The sequence below is a fragment of the Allobosea sp. 10L417 genome, from assembly GCF_056395485.1.
The window spans coordinates 125,444-140,123 of sequence record NZ_JBFTJP010000011.1 but is presented as its reverse complement, the minus strand read 5'-3'; the positions used below and the strand labels follow the sequence as shown (position 1 = coordinate 140,123).

The following is a 14,680-nucleotide window of genomic DNA, read 5'->3' as shown; positions in this document are numbered from 1 at the left end:
CATGGCTCGTGCCCTCCTGATCGTGCTGGATTCGGTCGGCTGCGGCGGCGCGGCCGATGCAGCCGTCTATGGCGATGCCGGCTCCGATACGCTCGGCCATATCGCCGAAGCCTGCGCGGACGGGCGGGGCGACCGCGAAGGACTGCGCAGCGGTCCATTGCAGCTGCCGAACCTCGTGAGGCTCGGCCTCGCTCATGCCTGCGAAGCTTCGACCGGCCGCCCGCTCGCCGGCGCCGCCAAGCCGGCGCGACCGGAGGGCCGCTGGGGCTATGGCGTCGAGGTCAGCCAGGGCAAGGACACGCCGTCCGGCCATTGGGAGATCGCCGGTTGCCCTGTGCCGTTCCAATGGGGCTATTTCACAGACCTTGAGAACTCCTTTCCGCCGGAGCTGATCGCCGGCATCGTCAAGGAAGGCGCGCTGCCCGGCATCCTCGGCAGCAAGCACGCCTCTGGCACGGTGATCATCGAGGAGCTTGGAGCCGAGCATATCCGGACGGGCAAGCCGATCTGCTACACTTCGGTCGATTCCGTTCTCCAGATCGCGGCGCACGAGGAGCATTTCGGGCTCGACCGGCTCTATGCGCTCTGCAAGGTCGTGCGCGGTCTCGTCGATCCGCTGCGGATCGGGCGCGTGATCGCGCGGCCCTTCATCGGCTCGCCGGAAGAGGGCTTCACCCGCACGGGCAACCGCAAGGACTTCGCCATCCCGCCGCCGGATGAGACACTTCTCGATCGACTGACGGCGCAGGGTCGCACGGTCGTCACCATCGGCAAGATCGGCGACATCTTCGCCCATCGCGCTACCGGCACCGAGATCAAGCCCTTCGGCAATGCGGCCATGGTCGAGGCGGCGCTCGAAGCCTGGGACGGGCTGCACGATGGCGGCTTCTGTTTCGTGAACCTCGTCGATTTCGACACCGAATACGGCCATCGGCGCGACATTCCGGGCTATGCGGCGGCGCTGGAAGCCTTCGACCGGCTTCTGCCCCATATCGAAGCCGCGCTGAGGCCGGGCGACATCGCCGTCATCACAGCCGACCACGGCAACGATCCGAGCTGGCCCGGCACCGACCATACCCGCGAGCACGTGCCGATCCTCGCCTTCGGGCCAGGTATCGCGCCGGAGCCGCTCGGTCGGCGCGAAAGCTTCGCCGATATCGCGGCGAGCCTTGGCGTCTTCCTCGGCGTCGGACCGGTCGGGCCCGGCCGCCACTGGTAGTCAGGCAGCGGCGACCCGATTGCAGAAGCTCGCGACCTCGCGGCGGATATCCTGCGCCTGCTGAGCCAGCACGTTCGCGGCACCCTGAAGCTGCTGAGCGGCGCCATGGGTCTGTTGCGTCATGACCTCGAAGCCGCCGGCGACGTCGGCGCTTTGCTGTGCTCCCTGGAAGGACAGCCGCACCTGATGCGCGATTTCGGCGGTTGCCCGGCTTTGCTCGCCGACGGAAAGCGCGATCGCATCGGCGACGCTCTCGACCTCGCCGATCGACTCGACGATCTCGCGGATGGCCTTGAGCGAACGCTGTGAAGCCTGCTGCATCGCGCCGATCTGGTGCGAGATCTCGTCGGTCGCCTTCGCGGTCTGGGAAGAGAGCGTCTTCACCTCGCTGGCGACGACTGCGAAACCGCGCCCCATCTCTCCGGCACGCGCCGCCTCGATCGTAGCATTGAGCGCGAGCATGCTGGTTTGTGCCGCGATGCCGCGAATGATCTCGACCACGGCGCCGACATTCTCGCTGCTATGCGCGAGATTCTCGATTTCCGCACTGGCATGGCGCGCCAGCGAGGCGGCCGATTTCGCGCCATCGGCGGAATGGCCGGCGTTGCGGCCGATCTCGCCGATCGAGGCGACGAGCTCCGTGCTCGCCGCCGAGAGATGCTCGATGCTCTCCATCGTACCCGCCGCCGAGGCGGAAACCAGCGCGGTCTGCCGCCGTACCTGATCGGAGGTGCTGGTCAAGGCGCCGGCCTCGGTCTTCATCGCGACAGCGGAATGATCGAGCACCGCCATGGCCTGCTCCATCTGGACATGAAAACCAGATACGACATCGCGCAGTTTTCCGGCCCGGCGACCCAGCTCTTCCGCCAGATTGCGTTCCTTCTCGCCTGCGACGCGCTCGCGCTCGGCCACAGCTTCGGCCCGCGCGAGATTCGCCTCGTTCATCGTGAACATGCGCTGCAGGATCACCGCCAACATAGCAAGGAAGGACGTTTCGATGACGACGATCACTGCATGCAGCAGAACCCTGAGCAAGCTGCCGCCCTGATAGAACACCGCAGCCGGCAAGACATATTGCAGGACGAGATGATGCAGCGCCGTCAGCAAGGCGCCCAACACGATCGGCCGCCAGTCGCAGAACCCTGCGAGCAAAGCCAGGATCGCGAAATAGTACATATGCATGTCCGGCTGCCAGGAATTGCCGGCAAAGCTGAAGACCAGCATCGAGACCTGCCCGATCAACATCGTCGCGATGACGAGCTGGGTCACGATCGCCGGCCCGTTCAGGCGGTAGCACGCCAGCGCCAGAAGAGCGGCCAAAGCCGCTACCGCGACGGAAACGAGCCCGGTCTCGTCATGGGCCCAGAAAGCCAGCGCGAGAAGCGGCACATGCAGGAATCCGAGCGCGAGCAGGACCTGCGCTACCCTGCGGCGAACGGTGGAAAGCGACCATATCATCGCGAGGGTTCCATCGCGGCGGAGGCATCGAGGCAGCCGGCCAGGCCTGTCAGAACAAGCGAGAACCAGGCGCCCGGCGGGAGCGCGGCCGCAACATCGGCCGGGGCCGTGGGCGCGACCACGACGATCGAAGGCAGCCGCCCGCTGCGCAGGACGCGATGACCCGTCGCAAGGCTGAGGGAAATCGCTTCGGCCGCACTGACCCAGGGCGGAAAGACGATCGCCCCGGGCACTTTGCCGTCCTGCGCGCGCGGCAGGCTTGCCATGGCTCCGACGCTGACGATCAGGCAAAGGCAGACAACCGCGAGGCCACCGGAAAACGACAGCCTATCCTCGCGCGACGCGCAAGGCTCCGGGACGGGGACTGAAGGCATAGGCTGGAACCAATGTGAGACGGCCGCTCGCCGGAACCCAAGCGGAACTGCGTAAAATTTCACTTAAACGCTTCATCTGCTTGCGATGAGGGGCGGCGCCGGCACGGGCGCGGCCGCCCGCTCGACCTGATCCTCAATGGGTTGCGCGCAGCCTCGACCTGGCTAGACGGATCGGCCGAGGCGCATGCGCTGCGGGGCAGCGCATGCGCCTCTTAGCGCTGGAGACGCTGCTTGATCCGCTTGATCAGCGTGTCGCGGACTTCGCGATAGGCTTCGAGCTTCTGCTCGCGCGAGCCCTGGAACACCGTCGGATCGACGGTCGGCCAGTATTCGACCTCGGCGGCGTGGGTGCGGGTGAGCTCCAGCGCCTTGTGATGCGCCTCGGGCGAGAGCGAGATGATCAGGTCGAAGTTGAGCCCTTCCCACTCCTCCAGCTCCTCGACCGATTTCGGCTTGTGGCGGCTGAGATCGATGCCGATCTCGTCGAGAACCGCGAGCGCGAACCCATCGGGTTCGCCTTTGCGGGCACCGGCCGACTGGACATAGATCGACTTTCCGAAGAAGTGCTTGGCCAGCGCCTCGGCCATGGGCGAGCGCACGGCGTTCATCGCACACATGAACAGCACGCTCTGGATCTTGCGCGGCAGGCCCTGCGCCGCATCGTCTTCACGCGAACCGGCTTCCACCTCGCCTGAAGAGATCCTGTGCTCCAAGCGCGTCAGCCCTTCCAGTGGAGGGCATAGATCAGCGTGAAGAGGCGGCGGGCCGTGTCGAAATCGATCTCCACCTTGTTGGCGAGTCGCTCGGCCAGGATGCCGGCCGCCTCGTCGTGGAGGCCGCGCCGGCCCATGTCGATCGCCTCGATCTGCGTCGGCGTCGCCGTGCGGATCGCGGCGTAGTAGCTCTCGCAGATCAGCTCGTAGTCCTTGATGATGCGCCGGAACGGGCTGAGCGAGAGATGGTGGGTAACGACGGCCGCGCCGTCCGCTTCCTTGACCTCGAAGACGAGGCGCCGCTCGACCATGGCGAGATGGGCGAGATAGGGCCCGCCATCATGCTCCGGCACGACGAAGCGGTTGCGCTCGATCAGGTCGTAGATCGCGACCGCGCGCTCATGCTCCTGATCGGGCGAGCCGCGCCCCAGCGAGTTCTCGTCGAGTGTGACGCCGACAAGGCACTGCTTGTTGGAAGTCGAAACGTCGGGCATCGCCCCTCCCGCTGCGGCGTCGCTCAGTGACCGACGCTCAGAGATTGAGCCTGATCGTCACGGATCGGCCATGCGCCTGCAACCCCTCCGATTCGGCGAGTTGCGTCGCGGCCGAAGCCAGGGCCCGCAGGCCATCGGGGCCGCATTTCAGCAGCGAGGTTCGCTTCATGAAGTCGCCGACGCCGAGGCCCGATGAGAAGCGCGCCGAGCGCGCCGTCGGCAGCACATGGTTGGGGCCGCCGACATAGTCGCCGATCGCCTCGGGCGTATGACCGCCGAGAAAGATCGCCCCGGCATTGCGGATGAGGCCGGCCAGGCGCTCGGGCTCGGCCGTCATGATCTCGAGATGCTCGGGCGCGATGCGGTCCACCAGCGGCACGGCCGCTTCGAGATCGGCGACCAGCAGGATGGCACCGAATTCCTGCCAGCTCCTGCCGGCGATCTCGGCGCGCGGCAGCGTCGCGAGCTGGGCCGCGACCGCCTTCTCGACCTCGGCAGCGAGCGCGGCATCGTCCGTCATCAGGATCGACTGGGCCGAGACGTCATGCTCGGCCTGCGCCAGCAGATCGGCCGCGATCCAGTCCGGATTGGCGGTGCGATCGGCGATCACCAGCACTTCGGACGGGCCGGCGATCATATCGATACCGACCTGGCCGAAGACGCGGCGCTTGGCTGCCGCGACATAGGCGTTGCCGGGGCCGACGATCTTGGCGACCGGCGCGATGCTTTCCGTGCCATAGGCGAGCGCCGCGACGGCCTGAGCACCGCCGATGCGATAGATCTCGTCGACACCGGCGAGCCGCGCAGCCGCGAGCACGAGCGGATTGGTTTCGCCGCGCGGTGTCGGGGCGACCATGACGATGCGCGGCACGCCGGCGACTTTGGCGGGGATCGCGTTCATCAGCACCGAAGATGGGTAACTCGCCGTGCCACCGGGCACATAGAGACCGACCGCCTCGATCGCGCTCCAGCGCCAGCCGGCTTCGACGCCCGCGGCATCCTTGACCCAGGAATCCGTCGGCTTCTGGCGTTCGTGGTAGGTGGCGATGCGTTCGCGGGCGGTCTCCAGCGCCACGAGCAATTCGGCGGAGCAGGCAGCAACTGCGGCGTCGATCTCGGCTTCGTCGACGCGCAGTGTCCCCGGTGTGAGGTCCAGCTTATCGAAGCGGCTGGTGTAACCGATGAGCGCGGCGTCGCCCTTTGCGCGCACCTCGGCGATCATATCGGCCGCGATCCGATCGACCTCCTCAGAGACCTCACGCTTGGCGGACAGCAGAGCGGCGAAGCCTTCTGCGAAACCTGCGTCCCTGTCGTCGAGCCTGATCGGCATTGGCATCCTCGGGCTTATCCGGATTTATAGCCGTCATTCCGGGCGTAGCGCAGCACAAGCCCGGAATCCATCATGGCAGCCCAGGCCTTCGACGGATCCTCGGTCGGCGCCGCTTGGCGGCCTGTCCAGGATGACGGCGCGTTCTTAGACGAAGGCTGTCGCGGCTTGAAGCCGGCAGGGCCGGAAAACTGGCGAGCGAGCCGCCTCGTCAGGCGCCGTTGGGATGGCCGGGCGTCGCCACGGCTTCCCAGACCGGCCCGAGGTCCTTCATCTGGGCCTCCACGCATTCGACGGAGAGGCGGATCGCGGCGCCTTCGGAGAAATTCAGCGTTACGTCACCAGCGGGATCATCACCCTGGTCGAAGGTGATGGCGAGAAGGTTCAGCACCTTGTCCGGATCGTTCTTGTCGAGCTTGGCGCTGCGCACCGAGAGCACCCGGTCGAAATGCAGCGCCGCCAGCCGGCGACGGCGCTTGCCGTGCTGCGCCCCCTCCCAGTCGAACCGGCGCAAAGCGAGCGCAAAGCGCTTCTCGGCCGGCAGGTAGCGAAGATCGGCGGCCTTCAGCACCGCGTCCTGAAGATGCGCCGAGACGACCGCGAGATCGTCTGCATCGAGCGCGATGAGCTTAAGTGGATCGGCGGCATCGTCTGACATGATCGTGTTCTGCCGAGCCGCCTCGAGAAAATCAACAGTCCAGAATCAACTGCTGATGCGCTCAACCACCGCGCCGCAGCGCGTGAGCTTGGCCTCAAGGGCCTCGAAGCCGCGGTCGAGATGATAGACGCGGTTGATGGTGGTGTCGCCTTCGGCGGCGAGGCCGCCGATGACGAGCGAGACCGAAGCACGCAGATCGGTCGCCATCACCGGCGCGCCGGTGAGCTTCTCGACACCCTCGACATGGGCGACGTCGCCGTCGAGCCGGATCTTCGCGCCGAGCCGGGCGAGTTCCTGCACATGCATGAAGCGGTTTTCGAAGATGGTCTCGCGAATGCGCGAGGTGCCCTTGGCCTTGGTCATCAGCGCCATGAACTGCGCCTGCAGATCGGTTGGGAAGCCGGGGAAGGGATCGGTATCGACATCGACCGCCTCGATGCCGCGGCCGTTGCGGCGCACGCGAATGCCTTCATTGGTCTCATCCACCTCGACACCGGCCTTGGTCAGCACGTCGAGCGCGGACTGAAGCAGGTCGGCGCGCGCGCCCTCCAGCACGACATCGCCGCCGGTCATGGCCACCGCCATGGCATAGGTGCCGGTCTCGATGCGGTCCGGCAGGACGGTGTGGTGTGCGCCGCCGAGGCGAGAAACGCCAGTCACGACGATCCGCGAGCTACCGGCACCCTCGATCTTGGCACCCATCTTGACGAGGCAGGCGGCGAGGTCGGTGACTTCGGGCTCGCGCGCAGCATTCTCGATCACAGTGGTGCCGTCAGCAAGGACCGCGGCCATCAAGGCGGTGTGCGTGCCGCCGACCGTGACCTTCGGGAAGACGATCTCGCCACCCTTCAGCCCCTTGGGCGCACGCGCCAGCGCGTAGCCATTCTCGATCACGATCTCGGCGCCGAGCTTCTCCAGGGCCATGAGCAGCAGATCGACCGGCCGCGTGCCAATGGCGCAGCCGCCCGGCAGCGAGATCTTGGCCTCGCCCATGCGGGCAAGGATCGGCGCGATCACCCAGAAGCTCGCCCGCATGGTCGAAACCAGTTCGTAGGGCGCGCAGGTATCGACGATCTGACGCGCTGTCAGCGAGATGTTCTGGCCGGTCTCGGCGGACTGGCCGATGCGCTTGCCGGCGACGGTGCGATCGACGCCGTGATTGGACAGGATGCGCGAGAGGGCGGTGACGTCCGAGAGGCGCGGCACATTGGTCAGCGTCAAGGTCTCGTCGGTCAGCAGGCTCGCGATCATCAGCGGCAAGGCGGCGTTCTTGGCGCCCGAAATCGGAATCGCGCCATTGAGGCGCTGGCCGCCGGTGATGCGGATCTTGTCCATCGTCAGGTCCTGCTCGGCCGCACGGAAACCCGGCAGCCCATGTGAGTAAGGGAGGTCAGGACCGGGGAGGTTCGGCCTGAGCGGGCGGCGCCGGCTTCTGCGTCCCCGCCTCCTCCGAGCGGCGAGCGCGAGCCTGGGCCTTGCGGCGCTTCAGGTTCTCGCGGAGCGCGGCGGCAAGGCGCGCCTGCTTCTCGTCCTCGGCTGTCTGGCGGGTCACGGCATCAGCTCGGCGGTGTTTTGCAACTTGGCTGTTTGAACGCGGGAACGCGGCGAATTCGCGGCGCCATGGTTACCCCCACATCCGCCTTCGGACAAGCGCCGCCACACCGGGACACCGTTTCAGGATGCGGCAAAGCACTGTGCCATTGCGGATCAGGAAAAGCCCGACCCGGAAGCCCCTGGATCGATCATCCCGCACGCGCCGCCGATCCCAGCAATTTCTTTCCCGATATCACGCCCCATCGAAATTTCCTGCTCCCCCCGCCCCCTCCGCAAAGGCCCGCCTCTTGCCTCGACAGGGCGCCTCCCCGCTCCGAGACCGGCGGCATGACGCTTGGTCACCGGAAAAAACTTAACGCTATTAACCATTTCCGGGAGTTTCCGTTTACAGTTTGTTAAGCTCGTTTAGTCTGCACGACATCAGGCAGTTCCGGGGGTGGCGTCGTGTTGCAGTCCTTGAAGATCGGAGCAGAAACCGTTTCGCCGGCCCTGCTCGAAAGCTGCGAGGTCATCGACGCGATCCGCTACAAGGCCGGCTTCCTGCCGGAGGTGGAGATCGCCTACGAGCCGGACATCAAGACGCTCTGGGTCACGATCCGGCCCGAGCTGAAGCCGGTCTTCACGCTGCAGCTGCTCGACAGCCTGGTGAAGATTCAGAGCGCGATCGTGGCCCTCTGGGGAGCGCCGGACCAGTATCACCGCGCTCCGGTGCGCTTCCTCGCCTTCCGCGGCGCTGGCCCGTTCTTCACGCTCGGTGGTGATCTCGATTTCTATCTCGACTGCCTGGCCAAGAACGACCGCGCCGCGCTCGCCGAATATGCACGGCTGTCAGCGGAAGGGGCGATCTGGAATTCGAGCGGCCTCAACGGGCTGGTCATCACCCTCTCGACCATCCACGCCAAGGCGATCGGCGGCGGCATCGACGCGCCGCGCTCGTGCAATGTGATGATCGCCGAAGAGCAGGCCTCGTTCGTCTACCCGGAGATCAAGTTCAACCACTTCCCGATCACCGCGGTCGCGATCCTGTCGCGCCGGATGGGCCAGCGTGCGGCGGAGCAGATGCTGCTCTCCGGCGAGGAGATGAGCGCGCAGGAGTTCATGGCGGCGGGCGGCCTCGAGGCGGTCGTCCCGACCGGCACCGGCGAAGCCTGGATCCGCAAATATTGCTCCGATGCCCTGCCGATCCACGCAGCCAAGACGGCGCTCTTTTCGGCCTTCAATCGCCGCTCCGGCGACCTGCGCGAAGAACTCGGCCATCTCGGCCAAATCTGGACCGACTGCATGCTGCGGCTCAGCCCCAGCGCGATCTCGAAGTTGCAGCGCATCGCACAGACGCAGGACCGCATGTTAGCGCGCGTTTACCAAAGACACCTGGCACCGGTCTGAATGCGGCTGGATCGTCCCGTACGGCACTAGAGTCACACGAAGCATTTACCTCTGCTCCCATAGAAACCTTTGATGATGCGCTAGGTTTGAGCCTAGCGTGCATGATCGCGCTCGCGGCAAAGGCAGGAGTAGATGTCGGGCACGCTGAAGCGATTGATGGCAGCTGGCGGGCGCGAGAAGGCCGACGATGTCGACCTGACCGGCTACACGCTGCTGGTCAGCTCGCTTTTCTCGTCGCCGGCGTCGATCATTCCCGGCGGTATCGCCGGTATTCTCACCCCGTTCTTGTGCTGGCTTTCGACCGGCATGGACATCTTCATGGGCCTCACCCTGCTGGTGACGCTCATCGTCGTCCTGCGTCTCCTCACCGTCGTGGCCTATCGCCGACGGAACCACGCCCACGACAGTTACGCCCAGACTCGCCGCTGGGATCGCGACTACTTCCTCGGCGCCACGATTTTCAGCGCTGTGCTGGGCTACAGCTGCTATGTCGCGCTGGTTCACACGAACGACCCAGCCGCGCACATCACCTCGGTCGCGTCCACGATCGCCCTGGCTTCCGGCTACGTCGCGCGCAATGCGGGCCGCCCCAAATTCGTCGCGGTGCAGCTCATGACCTTCTGCATCCCGATGGCGATCGGGCTGATCGCGGCGCAGAACCCCTATTACCGCTATATCGGCTATTTCGCCTTCCTCTACGTGGCCGCGAACATCGCGATCACCAACTCGCTGCATCGGAACCTGCTGGCTCTCAGCGATGCGACGAAGCATTCAAAGGCGCTCGCCTCGGCACTGCACTCGCAGAACCTCACTCTCGACGCCGCCCTGAACACGATGATCGACGGGCTGGCGATGTTCGACCGCAATCTCAAGCTGGCAGTCGGCAACAGGCCGCACAGCACGCTTTACGGCCTGCCCGAGACGCTGGCCCTGCCCGGCACGCCGCTGACGGCGATCGCGCGCTTCCTGGTCGAGCGCCAGGTGATCAGCCAAGAGCAACTGCGCGAGATCCGCATGGCCCTGACCATGGTCCAGAGCACCCAGCAAGCAGCGAGCCACGAGGTCGTGACGCGCAGCGGGCTCGTGCTGGTTGTGACCTTCGCGCCGGCTGCCGAAGGCGGCATCCTCATGCTGACCGAGGACGCCACGGAGCGGAAGGCAACCGAGGCGCGCATCGAGCAGATGGCACGCTTCGACGAGCTGACAGGGCTCGCCAACCGGTTCGAGTACAACACGCAGATCGCCGAGGCCTTCGCGCGGCTCGACCGCACCGGCGAGGCCTTCGCGCTGCTCTATCTCGACCTCGACGGCTTCAAGCAGGTCAATGACAGCCTGGGCCACGACATCGGCGACCACGTGCTGATGGAGACTGCCAGCCGCCTGCGCGGCGCGATCCGCAGCAACGACATGCTGGCCCGCTTCGGCGGCGATGAGTTCCTGCTGGTCCTGCCCTCCGCCGAACACACCATCGTCACGGCGATCGCGCAGCGCATGATCAATGCGATGACCCGCGCCTTCGATGTCGAGGGCAAGACGGTCTATGTGACCGCGAGCGTCGGTATCGCCATGGCGCCGCATGACGGAAGCACCCCGGCCGATCTCCTGCGCCATGCCGATACCGCGCTCTACAAGGCGAAGTCCGCCGGTCGGAACACACTGATGTTCTTCAACCCGACCATGGCCGAGGAAATGCTCGAGCGGCATGAGATCGAGGTCGATCTGCGCAAGGCCTGCGCGGATGGCACGCTCGAACTCTATTACCAGCCGATCATCGACCTGAAGACGCAGGAGATCGTCTCGCGCGAGGCGCTGATGCGCTGGCGCCATCCGACCCGCGGCATGGTGCCGCCTGGCGTTTTCATTCCGATCGCCGAGCAATCCGGCCTGATCGCCTCAATGGGCGAATGGGCGATCCGGCAGGCCTGCAAGGATGCCGCGAGTTGGGAACCGGGCATCAGCGTCTCGGTGAACGTCTCGCCGCTGCAGTTCCGCGAGCCCCGCCGCATCGTCGAGACGGTCAAGAGCGCGCTCCTCTCTTCGCATCTCGAATCGCGGCGGCTGATGCTCGAAGTCACGGAATCGCTGCTGATCGAGGACGACAAGCTGGCGCTTTCGGTGCTCGACGAATTGCTGGCGCTCGGCGTGACCTTCGCGCTCGACGATTTCGGAACCGGCTACTCCTCGCTCGCCTATCTCTCGACCTACCCGTTCGCGCAGGTGAAGATCGACCAGAGCTTCGCCCGCGAGGTGCACACCAACGAAGCTTCCAAGGCCGTTATCGAAGCGGTGTGCCAGCTCGCTCGCCGGCTCCATATGAACGTCGTGGTCGAGGGCATCGAAACCGAGCAGCAGCGCATCGCCGTCCAGTTGCTCGGGGCCCACCGCGCCCAGGGCTTCCTGTTCGGCCGGCCCGAACCTCTCGCGACCATCAATGGCAGAGGCGGGAACCGCAGCGTCGCTTGAGCCTTATGCGGGCAATCCCGCGTGATCGGAGCGCGCCGGCCTTGATTCCGTCGGCCGGACAACGCATCAGCGATCGAGGATGAGAGCGAAGCGGGACATCCGGTGAGCGACGGCACGGCCAAGGCGGCGAACCCCGCCGCGTTGACACCCGACATCTGCGTCATCGGCGCAGGCGGCAACGGCATAGCGCTGGCCACGGCTGCCGCGGCCTTCGGCGTGTCCGTGGTTCTCATCGAGCGAAGTGCGTTGGGTGGCAGTTCCGGCCCGCTGGCCATGAAAGCGCTGATCGAAGCGGGGGCGGCCGCGCAGGCGATGCGCGAAGCCGGCCGCTTCGGACTCAAGACTGGCGATCCGCAGGCCAGCCCGGCGCAGCTTCACGACCATATTCAGCGTACGCTGGCCGCAGAGGCCGCGAATCATGCCGAGGAACGGCTGAAGGCCCTCGGGATCATCATTTTGAGAGGCGAGGCACGCTTCGCCAGCCGGAGCACGGTCCGCGCGGGCGCGCAAGCGATCAAGGCCCGGCGTTTCGTCATCGCCACCGGCGCACTCGCGCCTCGCCCGGAACTGCCGGGCCTCGAGACGGTGCCGCTGATTGATCCGGACGAACTATCCGAACTGACCCGCCTGCCCGAACGTCCTGTCATCCTCGGCGGCGGTGCGACCGGCGCGGCACTGGCACAGGCCCTGCGACGCCTCGGAAGCACGGCGACGCTCGTCGCCCCGGAAGGATTGCTGCCCGACCATGATGCGGAAGCGGCGCTGCTGGTTCGCCGGCGTCTGCTGCGCGAGGGGCTTGTGGTGCACGAGGGCGCCACACCCATCCGAGGCGAACGCAGCCGATCCGGATTTCGCCTCGTTCTCGCTCGCGATGGGAGCGAAACCGTCGTCGAGGGCTCACATCTGCTGTCGGCCGGACCGCGCCGGCCGGAGATCGCCGCGCTCGATCTCGACCTCGGCGGCATCAGCCATGACGCCTCCGGCATCATCGTCGACAAGGGCCTGCGGACAAGCAATCGCCGCGTCTACGCCCTGGGGGGCTGTGCCGGCGGAGCGGCGGCGCCAGCGACCGACCAGGCCGGCGATGACCACGCCGGCGTGGCGCTGCGCAGCATCCTGTTTCGCCAGCCCGCCCGCATTGACCCGGCGAATTACCCTCGCGTCGGCTGGTGCCAGCCGGAGATCGCAGCGATCGGCCTGTCCGAAGCCGCAGCAAGAGCCAAGGCCGGCGCGATCCAGGTGCTGCGCTGGCCTTTTGCCGAAGTCGCCGATGCCCGCGCCGCCGGCTCGACCGAGGGCTTCGTCAAGCTCGTCACCGACCGCAAAGGCCGCATCCTCGGTGTCACCATTGTGGGTGCCGGTGCCGCCGAGTTGATCGCGCCATGGTGTGTCGCAGCCAAGGCTGGGCTCGCGGCTTCCGATATGGCGGCGGTGGTGGCGCCCACATTTGCTCGTTCGGACGGCTCGCGCAGGGCGGCGCTCTCGTTCCATGTCCCGTCGACTGCAAATCCTCGCCTGCGCCGCTTGATCGGCTTTCTGCGGCGCTTCGGGTAAGATTGGCTTCAATGCATCACCCCGCCCTGCCCAGGAACGATCTGTCGATCAGTCAGCCACGCGGCCTGACGCGCCTTGGCCTGTCCGCAAAACTGCTGCTCTTCACCGTGCTCTTCGTCATGCTGGCGGAGGTCGTGATCTACCTGCCCTCCATCGCGAATTTCCGGCGGAACTGGCTGCATGACCGGATCGCTGCAGCGCAGGTCGCCGCCCTGGTGCTGGAGGGCGCGCCGGAGGACGGACTGCCGGAAGGCAGCGAGAACCGGCTGCTGATGGGCGTCGGCGCCCGATCGATCGCCGCCCGCGTCGGCGGCGCACGCCGGCTGCTCAGCCTCGACTCGATGCCGCCGCCGGAAGTCTCGCGCTCGATCGACCTGCGGAATCTCTCCTGGATCAACGCGATCGAGGAAGCGGTCGCGGTGCTCGTCTCTCCCGCCACCATGCCGATCCGGGTGGTCGGCGAAGCGGTCGGCGGTGCCGATTTCGTCGAGATCGTCATCGACGAGGCGCCTCTGCGCCGCGCGATGCTGAAATTCTCCTGGAGCCTGCTGCTGATCTCGCTGCTGATCACCGGGCTGACGGCGCTTGCGGTCTATATCGCCCTCAACGCCCTGATCATCGGGCCGATCCGGCGTCTGGCAGCGAACGTCATGGAGTTCGAGGCCGACCCCGAGAACCCCCAGCGCATCATCGAGCCAACCTTGCGCGCCGACGAGATTGGCGAGGCGGAGCGCGCGCTCGCCCGCATGCAGGAAACGCTCGCCGACGAACTGCGCACGAAGAAGCACCTCGCCGAGCTCGGCCTCGCCGTCTCCAAGATCAACCACGACCTACGCAACATGCTGGCGGCGGCACAGCTCATGTCGGACCAACTCATCGAGACCCGCGACGCCAAGATCCGCCGCTTCGCACCGCGGCTGATCGCGACGCTGGGGCGTGCCATCGAATTCTGCCAGGCCACTCTCGCCTATGGCCGCGCAGCGGAGGCGCCGCCGGTTCTCCGCGAGGTCGCCCTGCGGCAACTCGTCACGGAGCAGGCGGAGATGCTCGGCCTGCCCGGTGACGGGCGGCTGCGCTTCGAGAACCGCGTCCCTGCCGAACTGATAGCGCCCTGCGACCCCGACCAGATGGCACGGGTGCTGACCAACCTGATGCGCAATTCCGTCCAGGCCCTGACCCAGGCCGGGGCGGAAGCCGACGCCCAGCCGCTGTTGGCGGTGACCGCAGGGCCGGTGAACGGCTCGGTAGCCCTGCGTGTCATCGATAACGGGCCAGGCGTGCCCGAACGTGCGCGGGCCAATCTCTTCCAGGCCTTCCGCGGCTCGGTGACGCCAGGCGGCACGGGGCTCGGGCTTGCCGTGGCGGCCGAACTGGTCCGGTTGCATGGCGGCGCGATCGAGCTCGAGCCCTGCCCCGCCGGCGCCGTGTTCAAGGTCACCCTGCCGCTGCGTCGGAGCAACGGCCACTGACGAGCCCCGGC

General features: G+C 66.6%; 13 protein-coding genes. 5 read left to right on the top strand and 8 right to left on the bottom strand.

What is annotated here, in order from left to right:
* The first annotated feature begins 1 nt into the window (after position 1).
* Positions 2-1,219 (top strand): phosphopentomutase, encoded by a 1,218-nt coding sequence (locus AC1DE3_RS23175; protein WP_441513688.1) that lies wholly within the window; start codon positions 2-4, stop codon positions 1,217-1,219.
* On the opposite strand, the gene AC1DE3_RS23170 is transcribed toward AC1DE3_RS23175, so the two are convergent.
* The 8 genes from AC1DE3_RS23170 to AC1DE3_RS23135 all read right to left on the bottom strand — a co-directional run bounded on the left by AC1DE3_RS23170 (position 1,220) and on the right by AC1DE3_RS23135 (position 7,795).
* Positions 1,220-2,677: a methyl-accepting chemotaxis protein gene (locus AC1DE3_RS23170; protein WP_441513687.1), complete on the bottom strand. Its 1,458-nt coding sequence runs from the start codon at positions 2,675-2,677 to the stop codon at positions 1,220-1,222.
* Entirely contained in the window at positions 2,674-2,943 is a 270-nt protein-coding gene (locus tag AC1DE3_RS23165) for a hypothetical protein (protein WP_441513686.1), read from the bottom strand. Before AC1DE3_RS23165 ends, AC1DE3_RS23170 begins: the two co-directional genes overlap by 4 nt.
* A gap of 320 nt (positions 2,944-3,263) precedes the next feature.
* Positions 3,264-3,668 carry an arsenate-mycothiol transferase ArsC gene (locus AC1DE3_RS23160; protein WP_441513717.1) on the bottom strand — a complete coding sequence of 135 codons (405 nt, stop codon included), beginning with the start codon at positions 3,666-3,668 and terminating at the stop codon, positions 3,264-3,266.
* Positions 3,669-3,769: 101 nt separating this feature from the next.
* Positions 3,770-4,258, bottom strand: a complete 489-nt coding sequence (locus AC1DE3_RS23155; RefSeq protein ID WP_441513685.1) for a UPF0262 family protein — start codon at positions 4,256-4,258, stop codon at positions 3,770-3,772.
* A 37-nt stretch (positions 4,259-4,295) separates the two neighbouring features.
* The gene (hisD, locus tag AC1DE3_RS23150) at positions 4,296-5,588 is read right to left on the bottom strand and encodes a histidinol dehydrogenase (RefSeq protein WP_441513684.1); all 1,293 of its coding nucleotides are present in this window, start codon (positions 5,586-5,588) and stop codon (positions 4,296-4,298) included.
* A gap of 208 nt (positions 5,589-5,796) precedes the next feature.
* Entirely contained in the window at positions 5,797-6,243 is a 447-nt protein-coding gene (locus AC1DE3_RS23145; protein WP_441513683.1) for a DUF2948 family protein, read from the bottom strand.
* Positions 6,244-6,288: 45 nt separating this feature from the next.
* Complete coding sequence (gene murA / locus AC1DE3_RS23140) at positions 6,289-7,578, bottom strand: UDP-N-acetylglucosamine 1-carboxyvinyltransferase (RefSeq protein WP_441513682.1); 1,290 nt, start codon at positions 7,576-7,578, stop codon at positions 6,289-6,291.
* A 55-nt stretch (positions 7,579-7,633) separates the two neighbouring features.
* Positions 7,634-7,795, bottom strand: a complete 162-nt coding sequence (locus AC1DE3_RS23135) for a hypothetical protein (protein WP_441513681.1) — start codon at positions 7,793-7,795, stop codon at positions 7,634-7,636.
* A 446-nt stretch (positions 7,796-8,241) separates the two neighbouring features.
* Between AC1DE3_RS23135 and AC1DE3_RS23130 the strand changes: the two genes are divergently transcribed.
* The 4 genes from AC1DE3_RS23130 to AC1DE3_RS23115 all read left to right on the top strand — a co-directional run bounded on the left by AC1DE3_RS23130 (position 8,242) and on the right by AC1DE3_RS23115 (position 14,669).
* Complete coding sequence (locus tag AC1DE3_RS23130) at positions 8,242-9,183, top strand: enoyl-CoA hydratase-related protein (RefSeq protein ID WP_476852805.1); 942 nt, start codon at positions 8,242-8,244, stop codon at positions 9,181-9,183.
* 132 nt (positions 9,184-9,315) lie between these two features.
* Positions 9,316-11,646, top strand: coding sequence for a putative bifunctional diguanylate cyclase/phosphodiesterase (locus AC1DE3_RS23125; protein WP_476852804.1), 2,331 nt, complete (start codon positions 9,316-9,318; stop codon positions 11,644-11,646).
* A 102-nt stretch (positions 11,647-11,748) separates the two neighbouring features.
* Entirely contained in the window at positions 11,749-13,200 is a 1,452-nt protein-coding gene (locus AC1DE3_RS23120) for an FAD-dependent oxidoreductase (RefSeq protein WP_476852803.1), read from the top strand.
* 11 nt (positions 13,201-13,211) lie between these two features.
* Entirely contained in the window at positions 13,212-14,669 is a 1,458-nt protein-coding gene (locus tag AC1DE3_RS23115; RefSeq protein ID WP_441513677.1) for a sensor histidine kinase, read from the top strand.
* Positions 14,670-14,680 lie beyond the last annotated feature (11 nt).